We start from the raw sequence: 14,625 nt of genomic DNA on the forward strand, positions 1-14,625 counted from the left end.
GGTAAAACACTAGCGGACATCCGCCCCTTTATTTCATATCTGAACGCTTCGGATATGATTCCGCGCGGGACGGCTGGCAACGTCTGGCTGTTCCGCTCGTTAATTCGGACGATGAAACAATCGGCACATTTGTTTCGACCTGCCGCGCTTCCCGGTTCGGCAAGTATTTTGTTGGCGCTGCGCCCCACTAGAGCAGCGGCGCGACGCCCGGCTGCGGCTCGCCACGGCGCAGGGTCGCGCGTGTGCCGGCCGACATCAATGTGACCTGGACGAAGCTGTTGACCGGCGCCTACGGGGCGAACAGCTTTGCATCGTTCGAAGGTCACAAGGCATCTTGCGGGGCGATCCTGATCTCGTTCGTTCCTACGTCAGGGCGATCGTAGAGATGTCCCCACAACCTATCTGAATTGGAGCAGTACACCTTATGGCAAGTGCAAGTACCGAATCGAGTTTCCCGGGCCGACCTGGGGCGTACGAGTTTGCTAAGAACTGGCGCTGGATCGTGCTTTTTTTGGGGCCGGCGGTCTATGGTGTCTACCGGTTTATCGAGAACGTTATCATTCCGGTGGTTGTGGTAAGCCTTGATCTGCAATCGGTCTACGCATCGTACGTGATCCTCTTCAGGTACGTGCCGGCATTGGTGTTCCTTGCCGTCATGTTCTACCTCCATCGACGCGTGTTTTTTCCAGACATTCAAGTCGTCGGGACAATTCGGCGACGAGACGTCGTCACCGGCGTCGCGGCAATCACGCTCGTTTATTTGGCGGACAACGCGCTTGGATGGCTGTTGCACCAGCCGCGCGAGGTGATCATGGCCGGACTCTTCCAGTCAAAGACTTTCTTCCAGATCGTCGTGATGATCGGTTCATTGCTCGTGTTCCCGCCGATCGTCGAGGAATTGGCTTTCCGCCATTTTCTACTCTCCGCGCTCCCATTCCGCGCGAACTGGGGTATTGCGACGCTCGCGGTATGTGCGACCGCGCTTTACTTCGCCCATGTTCACGACTACCAATACTGGACGACCAGCTTAACCATGTTTCTAGTTGGCGTAGTTTTCGCGATCGCGAGGATTCGCTCCAACGGCATGGTGTTGTCTATCGTGCTCCACGCCTATGCGATCGCGTTGGGCCTGGCCATGGACCAACTGATGGTTCGGATTGCCTGATCGGGCTGCATGGCGGTCACCGAGGTGCCGGGTGCTCGCGTGTGCCACGACGCAATCACGCGTGCCAACGTCATGAAGTTGTGGCGAGGGCTACTGCAATTGCCGTCGCGGCAGCCCTCGGGGTCGCAGGAGGTTCGGTCGCCCATCGCCAAGCGACCATAAGCGGTGGACACGCTCTCGCGACTTCCTGTCATCGTATCAGGGCATGTTGCGACCTCTGCATCGCGGCGGCTCGGCTGGGCGCCCCCTGGCGGTCTAGTCGATCGAGGGTGTCGGACAAGACCTGGTCACGACTGGTCAACTTCAGGCCAAAGGCGAGGAAACAGGAATCGAAGACTCGACAACGGTAACCCGAACGACAGTGGGCCCCGATGCGATGTCGACTGCAGGAGCCCAACATCGAGCAGCGTCCTTGTGATCCGACGCGCAAGGACATCGCTCCCACCAAGCATCTGCGCAAACTCCGCCCGGCTGACCGAGCGCTGCAGCGCGACGAATTCCAGCGCGAGCGCCGACACCTCCGGCTTGATCACGGAGCGCTCGGACCCGAGCGCCCACGGGTTCGCGTCGAGGTAACGCAAAAAGTCGACGATGCGTTGCCTGACGCCCTTGAATTCCGTCATCCGGATCATGAAATCGACTTGGTCTACGCAGCAATCGAGAAAGAACGCCGCGAAACGGACCAATCCCTCTTGGGTTAAATTGCCGCGGCCATCGAGATCGTTGCGGCGTGTCTGGTCAGCCTCGCTCAATCGCGCGAAGTACTGCTCATGCTCGCGGGCCAATCCTCGAAGTGGGGACCAGAGATCGTGTGTCAGCTCCTCGGCCTTCAGACCGAGGTGTGAATGCAGTCTCGCGACACGCCCGTTCCCGTCAAAAAATGGATGGATCCACGTCAACCGATGATGGGCGCAGACCAGCGCGATTACCCGGTGCTCCCGCCCTCGAATCTTCCCATAGCGTGTCGCCAGTCGGTCGATCAACGGGCCGACCATTTCCGGCGCCGGTGCTCGATGGCGACCAACGACCACGTCGGCGTCGCGGACTTCGCCTGGAACGATCCTCTGCCCCTCAGAAGTCAGCCGTTCTTCGGGCGAAAGCTGCGCGAAGAAGCGATCGTGAATCGTCGTGATATGGTCCCGATCGAACAGGGCCCCAAACGGCTGCCCATGCCATTCCGCCTCGAGCGACTCCTGCGCCACGATATGAGCAACCGCGTAGCGCTGCTTCGTACGCTCGGCGGCGTCAAGATCGAATTCACGCCGTAGCGCCGCTTCGATCTTCGCAGGCGTAGTTTGCTGGCCTTCGATCTTGTTCGTGTAGTAGGAATTCATCGCGCGCAGCTGCGGAACTAGCGCGTCGGCAAGCGGCGTTCCGCGCGCCGCAAGCAGTTCCTGCGACGAGCTGATCAACCTAGCGGCCCGATCCACAAGCGGATCGATGACGCGGTCCTCCGGAAACAGCGGCTCGAACGATGCTACGGTGGTCACTTTTCGTCGGGAATCGGTAGAGTTACAAGCTCCACAATATATCACCCAAGTCATTGACAAATATGCAGAATTCTATTTTCAGGTAACTTCGAAAGTACAGTTCGGTGTAGGGTTCGTGTGTTCGATCTGAACCCGGCACGCCCCGTTTCATGCCAGTGACATAGCGTAGGGGGGACGCGTCTAACCTCATGCATGACGCCGCGATGCCGTTAATGCAGGATGGGCACGATGTGCGGGCGATGGCATGCCCGCCTTGAGGAGACGATCTCCTGGGCAATGCACTCGAGCTCAAGGCACTTGTTGCCAAGGGGAAACGCACAGTGTCCGTCGCCACGACTCAGGCGCAGCGATCATTCGACGTGCCTGAGAGACGCAATCGAACACGGTGTTCGACAGGTGCGCCGCAACGACGAATTGGCCGAGAAGCTGTAAATCCGCGTCATCTGCAACTCGCCCCTTTTACTCCAGGCTGCGAAGTAGGCGTGCTGGATTTGAAGGCGGCAATTCGCATAAAATTGATCGACAGCGATCGGGGAATCTCACTGATGAAGGTAATTTCCACGGCAATCGGCGCGTTGTTCGTCGGACTCTTTGCATCAACGGCAATTACGCTGGCATTCAGATCTATTGACTCGTTCGCCCAATTCATGCCGCCGGCGGCACTCTATGGCGGTGCAGTATTGCTGCTCATCGCGTTCATGATAGGGTTCGTGCGCAGGCAGTATCTCGGCCTGATAGCCGTGGGCGTTTGGGTCCTCGGCACCGGGCTGATGCTGTTCATGGGGCAAAGCTCCACCGAGACTTTAGGGGATCCCTTTACGGATGTCGCTCGCAAAGCGATTCCGTGGACATTCATTGCTAGTTGCGCATGTGCGATCCTGTTAAATTCCACAATATGAATTTAATAAAAACCCGTCATGGCAGATTACCCGAAACGCCTGAAATGCTGACAAAAAGGAGGAATACGATGACGAAACGCAACCGATCGTATGCGCAGGTGAACGCTGAAATTGCAACCCTGCAGCAAGAAGCCGCTCAACTGCGCGCAGAAGAGATCAAAGCGGTGATCGCCGACGTGCGCGCGAAAGTGGCGGAGTTTGGCCTCACGGAACAGGATGTGTTCGGCCGCAAGCGGGCCTCGCGCACGACCGGAACGACGCGAGCAAAAGTCGAAGCGACTCCGAAATACCAGGATCCCAAAACCGGTGCCACGTGGACCGGGCGCGGCCGCGCGCCGGCCTGGATTGCTGAAGCGAAGAATCGAAACCGTTTTCTGATCAAGTGACCGCTCGAGCGCTCCGCTCACTTCGCCCCAACTGACACCATAGAGGTGGTAATTGAAGCCCAGAAGAAACCCCGTCGACGTCGCAGCATCCCGTTATGGCCTGCGTCGGGCTATCGCCGTATTCATCCTGTGGAGCATCGCATGTGAATTGATCTTTCATCGCGCGCTCGGATGGTCGACGGTCGCCACACCCTATAACCTCGCCCGAGCCGGCGTCGTCTTGGCGATTGGTTGTTGCTTTGCGATGATCATAGGCAGGCGCGCCGAGGCTCGATTTAGGCGCGCGTCGGGCGTCGCAGCCTGACCTTCTGTCCACGTTCCGTCCTTTCGCCGCTCGCTCGTTGCATCAACGCTCGATGAGGGAGCGGCACAGGTGCAGCGCCGGCCGCGAGCCTCACACATCGCTGCCATCATGGCATCCTGCTCTGTTCTTCGAGATAGGCGTTGTCAACCTGCATCTGAATATACGCCTCAAGTTGGTCGGCAGCCATGTCGATTTGTGCCCGCAGCGTCTCTGTCTGCTGCATAAATTCGCAATACCGTTGCAGGGCAGCGTGCGCGTTTTTCTCATTCCTTAGTGCGGTCAATCGCTTTTGCCAGGACGGAATCGGATTCGTCGGCTGGGGCCACGGAAAGTGCTGCGTGATCCACGCAATATAGTCCGGTGACATCGGTGCCGGCCCGCCGTGCTCGGACGCGTACTTCTCGCCAAGCGTCGAGAACGCCGTAGGCCACACCTGGTAGTCAATGACCGCCTGATCAAGCGACTTCGACACCGGCGTCGGATAGTCGGCCATCTCAACGAGGCGCTTGTTTGCCCAATCGATTGTCGCCGTCATGTCGGCCGATAGATCGGCGATCAGGGTGTCACCGAGCTGCGCCGCGACATCTGCAAGACGTTGCCACGCGTTCTTGTATGTGTCGGGTGACCACGCCAGGTTCGATGACCCAGGATACTTGACGACACGATGCGAGATCCGGTCCGCGCTCGAGCTCGGCCAAAACATTGGCCGATACCGCTGCATCAGTTGACATGCGACCCGAGCGTAGAAGGCCGAAAGGGCATGAAGGATGCCCTCGTGCCGGGCGCCTCGGTGATATGCGGTGTTGCGAAAGCCATGGAGATATTTGATCGTGCGAGCCAGGTCGTCCGAGACAAGGCCTGCATCGCGTGCGAGCCGGACCTTGCCGTCAAAACGTGGTCCCAGTGCTTCAGCAACATTGGCGGGGGGAAAGCGAGGCCCGTCGTCAGGTGGATACATTATCGCGTCGGTGCTGATGTCCTGCGCATGCTGATGCAGCGTCAACTCGACGACGTTGTCGATCAGCATCAGCGCAAAGCGGTCGAAATTGCGATCCTTCATCGCCAATTGGTCGAGCGCCAGGTCCAACTGATCGATCTGATCGGCAAAAAATTGGCTCATGCATTCGCTCCCCGGGTCTATCCCGTCACGGAAAATGGCATCGATATTTGGCGCACAACACGGCGATGACTTCTGATACGGCGCGGTCGTCAGATTGTCGACCACTCCTCTCCCGCGTCGACGGTCGTAGCATTACCGCCACCGAGCGTCATGTCGGAATTGCTGCAGGCCGTCTAAGGTTTGGTGTCTCCGGGCCGATAACACGCTGGCGGGCTTCGTCATTTCTCAGCCCCGCACTCAACCGAAGGAAGCGCCTTGAGTTCGACAACAAGGATACCTGCTACGTCATTGCAAACCTCCAACCCGGTTAGCAACCCGATCGAAGAATACAAATCCGACTGGCTTGTCCCATTCTTCCACAACATCTACGTTCAAGTCGGGGTTGCACTCTGTGCGAGCGGCGTCTTGGCATTGGCGACCTCGTTTTGGCTCTGGCGATCGATCGGCGCGGATCTTCTCGGCTACGCTATCGGATTCGGCTTCGTTGCGCCTCCACTCGGCTTGCTGGCTATCGGGAGTACCAACTGCGGAAAATTCACGGTAGTCGCCTATCGCAAGGCCCGGCGGCAGATCAAGAACCGTCGCGACCTCCCCAGAAAGTTACCGAGAGGTCGCGCACTGACAGAATGGGCTGACACCTATTGCGTCCAGGCCGGGGTGAAGGCGGCAGCGCTCAAATACAATTGCGCCGCCGAGCTTCCGCCCAGCTTCCCGAATGTGTGGCGCGTGATTCGCCGGCCAAAAAAAGGTTTGCTTGGCGCCAACCAGGAAACTGAATGATTTGGATATACGTCCCCGCCGCGTCCTTTTCGGCCTAGCCAGACAGCGTTCCGAAAAGCCCCCTCGATAATGCACGGTTGAAGGAAGGACCGGTGCGGCGGCAGGGTGGGGCGTCGCGTCGCCCAGTTTCTCCGACGAGCACCGGCTTCGGGGGACCGTCGGGAACCTCGAGCCCCTTTCTAGCGCGCACGCCTTCAACACGCCAAACAGCCGTGCGCGGTAAATGGTCAGGGACTTGAGGGATGACACCCTGCCTGAGGGAAGAGAATTGGGGCGCAAACGGGACGTCGAGCAAGACTTGCTATAGTCCCAAAATGGGACTAGACTCTCCCCATGCGAATAATCTCGAAAAGGGTTCTGCTGGCATTCTGCGAGAAGCACCCGGTCGCGCGGCAGTCGCTGCTCGCGTGGCATGAGGAGGCAGCTAAAGCCGCGTGGATGACACCTCAAGACATTAAGGCTCGGTATTCGTCCGTGAGCTTCGTCGGGCGAAACAGGGTGGTGTTCAACATCAAGGGAAACGACTACAGGCTCATTGTGGCGATCGCCTACCGCATCGGCGTCGTCTACATCAAATTCGTCGGCACTCACGGTGAGTACGACAGAATCGATGCGGAAACTGTAGAGCTGGAGTAGCCCATATGGAAATCCGCCCGATTCACAACGAACACGACTACAAAGAGGCCCTGCACATCGTTTCGGCCCTGGTCGACGTCGATCCCGCTCCCGGCACACCGGAAGGGGACCAGCTCGAAGTCCTCGCAACCTTGATCGAACGCTACGAAGCCGAGCATTTCCCGCTCGACCTACCCGATCCGATTGAGGCGATCAAGTTTCGCATGGAGCAGGCCGGCTTGTCGGCCAGCGATATGCAGCCGTACCTCGGCAATCTGAACAGGGTCTACGAAGTGCTCAATCGGAAGCGAGGGCTGAGCTTGGCCATGATCCGCCGCCTCAATCGCGAGTTGAAAATCCCGGCCGAAGTACTCATTGCATAGAGCTCGAGAGTCGAGGGCTGCGATGCCGCACGATGGTACGCCGAACGCCCGGTAACGATCTAAGAGACGAAGGAAAACCGGAGAAGGGTATGCCGCTCACAACAGCAGATTTTTCGGTGCAATCGGATGCCGAGCGCGAGGTCCGCGCCGTGCTTGCCAAGTACAAGCTTGGTCTGGTTCAAACACACTATCGGAATTGGTGGCATCGGCTTTCCTGTTGGTGCCGCAACAAAGACGCGATGAGGTCGGAAAACGCACTGGCTAAAGTCGAAGCCGATGCCCGGCAGGTGGTGAATCGCAGTGCTGAGCACCAGAGCTGGGTCAGGCACATATCGAGTCAACAGCCTCACGACGTCCGTCAGAAGGACAAATTCTTGTCACTGCTGAACTGACAACGGAATACGCAGGCTTGGACTGGATTGAGGAACGAACCGATGGAAATTGCGCGCCCCGCCACGCTAGTCACCTCCGAGCTGCTTGAACTCGCTCGGCGCATGCTCGCGCGCGGTCAAGATTATTCGCCGGAGGCCGACAGCTTCCTATCCACCGACAACTCGCTGGCTCTCTGTTCGTACGCCGACGGCGCGTGGATCGTCGATACGCGGAGTGACGCGGCCGACATGAACACCTGGACGAAACTGGAGTTCGTACCCGCACGACTGTAGACACTGGAAAACTCATGCAAGCAATCCGCTCGAGACTAGGCCACATTGAGGAACATGCTCGCGCGATCGCGATCGGCGTCACCGTCGTGATCGTCTTGATCGCACTCGCGCTTCCTCACGCCGAGCGCTTGGCTCGGTTTTACATGAGTCAAGCCGCGTTACCAGAGACTCAGTTGGTTATGGCGCCCGAATATCGGGTTCTGATAGACGGGCACGCGGCGTCCATCGTTGGAACCGATGTGTGTCCTCGAGAAGAGGACCCGGAGAAGGCATACTGGATGGGCGGCAGGCCGTACGAGATCCCATCAATGGGCTGCGTCGTCGTTGGACCGGCAACGAAGGAAGTTCGTGTTCAAGTAATCGGGGGCCCTTTGGAAGCATGGAAAGTGGTGCGACGCGAGCGCAACGGTTTGCCGGAGACGTTGCTGAAGCGTCCGAATGGCGAGTACGTTGCGCAGCCGACCTGAAAGCGGAAAACACGAAGAGGCACGAGATCGTATCAGTGAGTACGTTCGGGTTCGATAGATTTGGCGAGCCTTGCCGATCGGGCGGACTTTTCGTCGAGTTGACGTTCTCAGGCAGGCACGGGATCTTGATGACAGCCTACGCCCCCGCGCTCTAGGGAAAGGAGAAAACGATGGCGGTTCACTTTTTCAACACGCCCGGCATCTACACGCCGAACACGACTGTCGCGTTTCGAGCGCAGTTCAACGGGATCGATGTGACGTGCGAGATCTCGGCGGAGGCGCTGCAGGATCATTTTGGTGTGCGCACCGCAAACGGCGCGGACCTCGTATTCGCGTTCGAGGCAAACAGGCCTGCGATCGAGACGGTCGCCCGCGTATTGATCCCCCAACCCATCCCCGCCGGTCGGTGCCTATTGATGTCGACCGACTGCTGATGCGACGCGGAAAGCTGAAATGACGTACTTCAAGATTGGCGATACCGCGTACAGCGCGGATGACCCGCATTTAAGCGAAGCGCTCGCGACCGCCTATGCGTCGCAGACCACGCCGCGGTGTCTTTGCCGCGATGGTGGTATCGAGATGGGCATTGCGAAGCGCGGAGCAATCTATGTCATCAAACCAGGGCGGCAAACGGGTGCCCAGCATTCGCTCGACTGTGAATTTTATGAGCCCTGAAACCAAAGAATCCATGTCACCACAAGACATCATCGAGAGACTCGCTAACGGCATCGACCCGATCACCGGCGAGATTCTATCGGATCAGGGGCCATTCAATCACCCGGAAGTCATTCGCGCGCTGTTCGCGGCTGCTCAGGCGCTTCGCACTCGCGAGGACGCCGACGACAGACAGCCCCCCTCTGGCGCGAAACCCCTGAACGCGGGCAAGGCATGGTCGCCCGAAGAGGACGAGCTGCTGCTGCGCGATTTCGATGCCGGCGTCGTGCCGAAGGAACTCGCCAAGAAGCACGGGCGGACGAAAGGCGCGATCGATTCGCGTCTGGTCAAGCATGGTCGCCTGCAGCGCTGAACCTCCCGCCACCGCGCCGAAAACCTGCCGAACACGGGCGATCGACGCCCCGACGAACCACCGTGAACTCCGTCTCTCTCGACCTGATCGGCGCCGGCATACCGCTGGCGATCGCGATTGCCTATCTGCCGCGCCTGTTCAAGGTACTCGACGCTTTGACCGCAGCATTGCTTGCTGGATCGCTTTTGATTTCGGCGACCCTCTCCTACTGCGACAACGCGGCCGTTCATGTCGTCCCCGGCACCTACCTTTTGTGCTTTGTGATCTGGCTGCGCCGAGGCCGCGGGTTGAACCGCAACCTCCCAGCCGCCGCGGTGTTTTGTTCCACTTTCTTCACCATCTTCCCGGCGGATGCGTATCGCGCATACACCTGCCACGCAACCAATGGACTCGCCCGAATTGGCGGCGGCAGCGTTGGTGACTCGCTCTTGCTAACGCCAGTGATCCTCGCCGGTATGCACACGCTCGTCTACTTTTTCTGCGAGCTCGACGAGCGCGGCCGCGTACCCATCCGCGACTACCTGCGCCGACAGTTCTCAGTCGTGTCGTAAAGCACTCAGCACGCGCGCAACACCGATCGCGACCCGAGAGGAACGACCCAGTTCGGTCGCCAACCGCTCTCGAGTTGGCAGTCAGCGCCACACCCGAATTTCTATCAGTCCTCGTATCGATTAGAATTGATCGGATCGCGATCGACGTCGTAAACAGCCTCATATGGCACCGGCACGTGACTAACTGGGCAACCGGGCGTCATCGACCGTTCCGCCGGTCGGGATTCAAACTGTCTCATCCGATATCAGATTGCTGTCGATAGCAAGCGGTGTCGCACTCGAACGCGATAGAAACATGACGAGGGAATATTTGCTGAAAAAGGAAACCGCACGCCGCATTTGGTACGCACTGTCGGGGCTCTGCGTCGTCGAGGCGGCCGGAATGGCCATCCTCGCCCCGAGCTGGAAAGGTGGAACGGTGATCGGCGAGATCAATGCACTCGCATTATTCGTTGCCGGCGGAGGCGTCTTGTTCCTCCTGCTTGCGCGAACGACACCTGCCGTATCTCTGTCGACCCAACTTATGCGGTTTATGTTCGCGCTAATGGGCGGCACTGCGACATACGTGGTGTTGACTTGGGGCCTATGGGCTGCCGACGTTCCAATTGTGACCGGCACCGTGAAACGCGGACTGATGGCAGAGAACTATTGGTTGGGGCCCGCGATCCTCGCCTACACGGTTGTCGTCTGGATGGCGTACCGCGGCGCATTGCGTCGCGAAAACGATAGCGTGCCAACTCGCTCGCACGGTCAAGAATGACACTCGCGTGCCGATAACCGCTTGAATGCCTTGGGCTCATACGACCCATCGAGACCAAGACATCCACATCGCCTGGCCGGTTAATATCAAAACATCATTTTTGATGTTTTGATAAAATGACTTCACGTCCTGAGCGGTGACGTCGTAGACGTTTCACCACATCGGATGCTAGCGGCCCCCTCGTCGGCATGCATCGATAGTCCTTCAGCGCGGCCGGCACACCAACAACGAAAACCAAAACGAGGAATCACAACAATGAAGTTCAACGAGACCAACCTCAACGCCACCCGTTCAATCAAGCGCATGAGCCAAACTCTGGTTGCCGCTGCGATTTTCGTGGCTCTCGCCGCGTGCGGAGGCGGGGGTGATGGCGCCGCACCGAGCAATCCGTCCTCGAGTAACGCGCAGGGGAGCGTGAAACTCCAAGTCGTCGCGTTCGGCGACGAGCTGTCCGACGTCGGCACGTACGCGCCGAACATTCTGCTGGGATTCGGTGGCGGCCGCTATACGACGAACCCGGGTGAGGTGTGGGCGCAAAAGATCGCGACCGCATACGGCGGCACGCTGACCGCCGCATACCAAGGTGGGTTTGGCCTGCCGCTCACCGCGTCGACCGGCTTTGGCTACGCGCAAGGCGGCGCTCGCGTGCATGAGGCAATCGGTATCGGGCACGCTTCGCCAGGTACCGCGAACGCGGACTATTCGCAGGCGACTACCGTTCCTGTCACTCAGCAGCTGCAGAACTACCTGACGGCGCACGGCAGCTTCAATGCTGGCCAACTGGTACTCGTCAACGGCGGGACGAACGACATCCTGTCGCTGGCCCCGACGCTTCAATCGGCGATCGCGGCCGACGTTGCCGGCGGCATGGACCCGACTCTGGCGGTCCAGAAAGAGGGCGGGGCGGCTCTCGCGCCGGTTGCTCAGGCGCTCGCGGGTGTCGTCCAGCAGATCGCGTCGGCGGGTGCAACGCGCGTGGTCCTGGTGAACGCGCCGGACCTCGGCCAGACCCCATACGCCGTACGCTCCGGTGTGGCCGCTCAGCAGCTGCTCAGCGGACTCGCGAAGATGTACAACACGGTGCTCTCGCAATCGGTGCAGGCGCTGGGCATCCCGGCGAACAAGCTGACGCTCGTCGACCTGTCGACGTGGCAGGATAGCGTGATCGCGAGCTACCAGACCAGCGGCTTCACCGTCGGCAACACGGGCACGGCCTGCAACATCGACGCTATGATCGCGAACGCGACCAAGGCAGGCGTTGCGAACCCGCAGGCCTTCGGATCGGCGCTGTTCTGCTCGCCGCAGACCTATACGGCCACCGGCGCAGACCAAGCGTACATGTTCGCGGATCTCTTCAACCCGTCGACGCGCCTGCACGCACTGTTCGCGCAGCAAGTGCAGCAGCAGCTGACGGCAGCGGGCCTCGGTAGCTAAGGCCCACACTGCTGGAACGAGAGGGGCGCAGATGCGCCCCTTTTTCTCGCGTGTCGCGCACTACCGGAATGGCACCCGCGTGCGCCCCAATGTCAGGACCGATTTCGCATGCGAAAATGACTCACCACCCACGCAGGGAGGCCTAATTGAAGAAGATCGGCCAGATCACGCTCTGTCTATTCATTTTCCTTGCCGCTGCGCTCGCACCAGCAGTCCTCACGCACCTCACGTCCAACGCGCCAGGCAGCCCCTTCGCCTCAGGCGTCGTAGTCGTCCAGTTCGTCATTACCGCCTTCACGATCGTTGGATTGCCGTTTCTCTTGTTCCGCCGACTACGCCCGCAAGTGCCGCCACGAACGAAAGGACTCGCAATGGGCTCGTGGTTCCAAGCGCACGCGGAGCGCATCACCGGGTTTGTGCTGCTTACGGCGTTCATCACCCTATGGCTATTGAGCATGTGGGCTGGCGGTGCATACTGCGCGGGGACGCAAGGCCTTGGCCTTTTCATCTGCCATCACGTGTGGGGTTCCAGTATCGCGCTGTTTGCGGCGCTCGTGTTCATCGCGTGGATAGCGGCGTGGATCTTCGGCCGGACCGACTCGCTCATTGCCGCGGCCGCCTTCGTTCTATCGTCGTTGATGGCCGTCGTCGTCTACCTCTGGATGACGCCGCTGGATGTCGTTGAGTGGTTTCTGAATCGGCTTCAGCGCCGGCGCTGAATCTTTTTTCGTCCCGACATCAGCGCCAGTTCAGGTACCCGAACAGGCCGGCCGCCGTAATCACGGCGTACGGCCATGACCGCCCGGCGAGTCGCCAATCAGTGCCCGACGGCCACGACCCGGCCATCAGCTGGGCGAGCGCGATCCAGACCAACAAATCCCACCCGTCCACCGTCGACGCTGACTGAGTACGCCAACAGGCGCCGGCCGCAGCGATCGGGAACCCAAGCAACGGTGCCAAACAGGCGGGCGCGGCATTCCACCAGCGGAGATTCTCGAATTCCACCGCCCCATAAACATACATGCCGTCCCGGGTCCGCCGTGGCCACAGCGTCAGGCTGACCGGGCGAGCAAATGTCAGGTGCCCAATCACGAGGTGCAGCAGCTCGTGCGCGAGCGTCGACGGCGAACAGATGAATGCGGACAGCGCGCCCCCTCGGGCAAAGCGCGATATGACAAGCGAACCCGCAACGGCTGGGACTAGGTAGAGGCCGACGCCACGCGCGGTGGCCGCTTGAAAGATCGCGATTGCCGTCATACACAACAAAAGAGGGGACGAGACAGGGGGAGGGACAGCCAGTCGAATTCGAGCGGCTACCCAGCGCGGCTTATGCGGTCTCGACGGCGCCGCGGCTGGCTGCCGACGGGAGGACCGGCATCGCGTCGCCCGCGGCCCACTGAACGTGATGCATCCGATCGTCGTCGAGGAGTTCGCCGAGCGCTGTCATATATGCCTCGGTCGCATTGCCGGGCACCATGTACACGGCCGTGTGCTTGTCTTCGGTGTCGTTGAGAATCACCGACGCCAACGGACGCGTCGCCGGCAGATTGTAGCGCAGGCCTTTGACGAACCGCCGGCGCCCCTTGATCAGTGACTCGAGCAGGCGCTTTTCCTCAACATTGGAGAACGGGATCCACTGCTCGTTCGTGACCATCAGCGCCATTTCCTCGAGGTCCGCGACACCGGCCGTGTCTACGCTGAATGTGGCGATCATGACCAGGTGGATCTCCGGAAACGCGTTCCACAGACTCTTTTCGGCAGCAAACACCTTGAGCCGCTTGTTGAGCTCGCTGCTCATCATGAAAAAGAAGTCAGGCGCCTGCTTGAGCTCAATTTTGTGCCCGTAGCGGGCCGCCTCCACGACTTTGATCTCGCCGATCGCAATGAAGAGCTTCTTGCCCGGCCGGCTCGACTTCTCAGCGGAGGCGAGCAGTGCGCTCCGTCGTTGCTCGATCTCATGCTTCCGGTCGACGTAGTACGGTTCCGGCACGTATAGCGAACTGGGAAGGTGCAAGCCCTTCGTGAACTTTCCCTGTGCGGCACGCAGCAGGTACTTGTGCACAGTCGCCCAGCTCCGCTTTCCTTCCATCGCCGGATGCCAATGCGTCAGGTGTGCTTCGTCCCACAGATAGTGCAGCAATGACCGGATCGTCAGCTTCGACGTTTCCGCCTTGATGCTGTCTTGCTCGGCGTTCGATGGCGCGGGCGGCGCCCGGCCGCCGACCTTGTTGAGCGCAAAGTCCAATCTCAGACTCGTGGTGCCGTCCTCGATGTCCTCCTGGATCGCGTGCCCCATCACCTCGCCAAGTCCGCTGAGTTGCGCCGGCGGCTCATACGACGTGCAGTCTGCAGAATGCGACGCGCCCGAGTCGGGCATGCGCTTGATCAGGAAATGCCCCTCGACCTTGGCCACGTACATCGGAATGCCTGGCCTTACGCAGAGGCAAAGCGGACGGATCTTCGACCGATGGACGCGTGCCAGTGCCCCCTGCAGTCCCGGGTCGTCGCCGGAGAACGTCCGGCCGTCGATTTCAAAACGAAGCATGATTTCCCCGTGAGGGCAGCGCCCGAATCGTCCG

General features: G+C 59.8%; 20 protein-coding genes. 16 read left to right on the top strand and 4 right to left on the bottom strand.

Going from position 1 to position 14,625, the window contains the following annotated elements; all coding sequences use genetic code 11:
• Nucleotides 1-424 precede the first annotated feature (424 nt).
• Nucleotides 425-1,165, top strand: coding sequence for a CPBP family intramembrane glutamic endopeptidase (locus GD429_RS06605; RefSeq protein WP_152856223.1), 741 nt, complete (start codon nucleotides 425-427; stop codon nucleotides 1,163-1,165).
• A gap of 287 nt (nucleotides 1,166-1,452) precedes the next feature.
• Here GD429_RS06605 and GD429_RS06610 read toward each other — a convergent pair whose 3' ends face one another.
• Nucleotides 1,453-2,655, bottom strand: a complete 1,203-nt coding sequence (locus GD429_RS06610; RefSeq protein WP_321574436.1) for a Fic family protein — start codon at nucleotides 2,653-2,655, stop codon at nucleotides 1,453-1,455.
• A 320-nt stretch (nucleotides 2,656-2,975) separates the two neighbouring features.
• Between GD429_RS06610 and GD429_RS06615 the strand changes: the two genes are divergently transcribed.
• Complete coding sequence (locus tag GD429_RS06615; protein ID WP_152856225.1) at nucleotides 2,976-3,554, top strand: hypothetical protein; 579 nt, start codon at nucleotides 2,976-2,978, stop codon at nucleotides 3,552-3,554.
• Between the two features lie 68 nt (nucleotides 3,555-3,622).
• Nucleotides 3,623-3,940, top strand: a complete 318-nt coding sequence (locus GD429_RS06620; RefSeq protein ID WP_152856226.1) for an H-NS family nucleoid-associated regulatory protein — start codon at nucleotides 3,623-3,625, stop codon at nucleotides 3,938-3,940.
• A gap of 410 nt (nucleotides 3,941-4,350) precedes the next feature.
• Here GD429_RS06620 and GD429_RS06630 read toward each other — a convergent pair whose 3' ends face one another.
• Complete coding sequence (locus tag GD429_RS06630) at nucleotides 4,351-5,469, bottom strand: hypothetical protein (protein ID WP_152856228.1); 1,119 nt, start codon at nucleotides 5,467-5,469, stop codon at nucleotides 4,351-4,353.
• Between the two features lie 183 nt (nucleotides 5,470-5,652).
• Here GD429_RS06630 and GD429_RS06635 point away from each other — a divergent pair, with 183 nt between their 5' ends.
• The 13 genes from GD429_RS06635 to GD429_RS06695 all read left to right on the top strand — a co-directional run bounded on the left by GD429_RS06635 (nucleotide 5,653) and on the right by GD429_RS06695 (nucleotide 12,765).
• Nucleotides 5,653-6,144 (top strand): hypothetical protein, encoded by a 492-nt coding sequence (locus GD429_RS06635; RefSeq protein WP_152856229.1) that lies wholly within the window; start codon nucleotides 5,653-5,655, stop codon nucleotides 6,142-6,144.
• A gap of 333 nt (nucleotides 6,145-6,477) precedes the next feature.
• Nucleotides 6,478-6,780, top strand: a complete 303-nt coding sequence (locus GD429_RS06640; RefSeq protein WP_124759567.1) for a type II toxin-antitoxin system HigB family toxin — start codon at nucleotides 6,478-6,480, stop codon at nucleotides 6,778-6,780.
• Between the two features lie 5 nt (nucleotides 6,781-6,785).
• Nucleotides 6,786-7,142, top strand: coding sequence for a helix-turn-helix domain-containing protein (locus GD429_RS06645; protein ID WP_124759566.1), 357 nt, complete (start codon nucleotides 6,786-6,788; stop codon nucleotides 7,140-7,142).
• Nucleotides 7,143-7,231: 89 nt separating this feature from the next.
• On the top strand, nucleotides 7,232-7,534 hold the full coding sequence (locus GD429_RS06650; RefSeq protein ID WP_152856230.1) for a hypothetical protein: 303 nt from the start codon (nucleotides 7,232-7,234) through the stop codon (nucleotides 7,532-7,534).
• Between the two features lie 42 nt (nucleotides 7,535-7,576).
• On the top strand, nucleotides 7,577-7,807 hold the full coding sequence (locus tag GD429_RS06655) for a hypothetical protein (protein WP_152856231.1): 231 nt from the start codon (nucleotides 7,577-7,579) through the stop codon (nucleotides 7,805-7,807).
• A gap of 14 nt (nucleotides 7,808-7,821) precedes the next feature.
• On the top strand, nucleotides 7,822-8,274 hold the full coding sequence (locus GD429_RS06660) for a hypothetical protein (protein WP_152856232.1): 453 nt from the start codon (nucleotides 7,822-7,824) through the stop codon (nucleotides 8,272-8,274).
• A 170-nt stretch (nucleotides 8,275-8,444) separates the two neighbouring features.
• The gene (locus tag GD429_RS06665) at nucleotides 8,445-8,708 is read left to right on the top strand and encodes a DUF1488 domain-containing protein (protein ID WP_152856233.1); all 264 of its coding nucleotides are present in this window, start codon (nucleotides 8,445-8,447) and stop codon (nucleotides 8,706-8,708) included.
• Nucleotides 8,709-8,727: 19 nt separating this feature from the next.
• A complete protein-coding gene (locus GD429_RS06670) occupies nucleotides 8,728-8,949 on the top strand; it encodes a DUF1173 family protein (RefSeq protein WP_152856234.1) in 222 nt (73 codons plus the stop codon).
• Complete coding sequence (locus tag GD429_RS06675; protein ID WP_227791562.1) at nucleotides 8,939-9,301, top strand: hypothetical protein; 363 nt, start codon at nucleotides 8,939-8,941, stop codon at nucleotides 9,299-9,301. Before GD429_RS06670 ends, GD429_RS06675 begins: the two co-directional genes overlap by 11 nt.
• Before the next feature lie 62 nt (nucleotides 9,302-9,363).
• On the top strand, nucleotides 9,364-9,852 hold the full coding sequence (locus GD429_RS06680) for a hypothetical protein (RefSeq protein ID WP_321574437.1): 489 nt from the start codon (nucleotides 9,364-9,366) through the stop codon (nucleotides 9,850-9,852).
• 295 nt (nucleotides 9,853-10,147) lie between these two features.
• The gene (locus GD429_RS06685; RefSeq protein WP_152856235.1) at nucleotides 10,148-10,612 is read left to right on the top strand and encodes a hypothetical protein; all 465 of its coding nucleotides are present in this window, start codon (nucleotides 10,148-10,150) and stop codon (nucleotides 10,610-10,612) included.
• A gap of 255 nt (nucleotides 10,613-10,867) precedes the next feature.
• Nucleotides 10,868-12,046: an SGNH/GDSL hydrolase family protein gene (locus GD429_RS06690; RefSeq protein WP_152856236.1), complete on the top strand. Its 1,179-nt coding sequence runs from the start codon at nucleotides 10,868-10,870 to the stop codon at nucleotides 12,044-12,046.
• Nucleotides 12,047-12,192: 146 nt separating this feature from the next.
• Nucleotides 12,193-12,765, top strand: coding sequence for a hypothetical protein (locus tag GD429_RS06695; protein ID WP_152856237.1), 573 nt, complete (start codon nucleotides 12,193-12,195; stop codon nucleotides 12,763-12,765).
• Nucleotides 12,766-12,784: 19 nt separating this feature from the next.
• Here the strand turns inward: GD429_RS06695 and GD429_RS40935 are convergent, their stop codons facing one another.
• Nucleotides 12,785-13,303, bottom strand: a complete 519-nt coding sequence (locus GD429_RS40935; RefSeq protein WP_227791563.1) for a hypothetical protein — start codon at nucleotides 13,301-13,303, stop codon at nucleotides 12,785-12,787.
• 70 nt (nucleotides 13,304-13,373) lie between these two features.
• Nucleotides 13,374-14,591 carry a DUF1173 domain-containing protein gene (locus GD429_RS06705; RefSeq protein WP_152856238.1) on the bottom strand — a complete coding sequence of 406 codons (1,218 nt, stop codon included), beginning with the start codon at nucleotides 14,589-14,591 and terminating at the stop codon, nucleotides 13,374-13,376.
• Nucleotides 14,592-14,625: the final 34 nt, after the last annotated feature.

Source organism: Burkholderia sp. BE17, assembly GCF_009362305.1.
In the GTDB taxonomy this organism is placed as follows: domain Bacteria; phylum Pseudomonadota; class Gammaproteobacteria; order Burkholderiales; family Burkholderiaceae; genus Burkholderia; species Burkholderia pyrrocinia_C.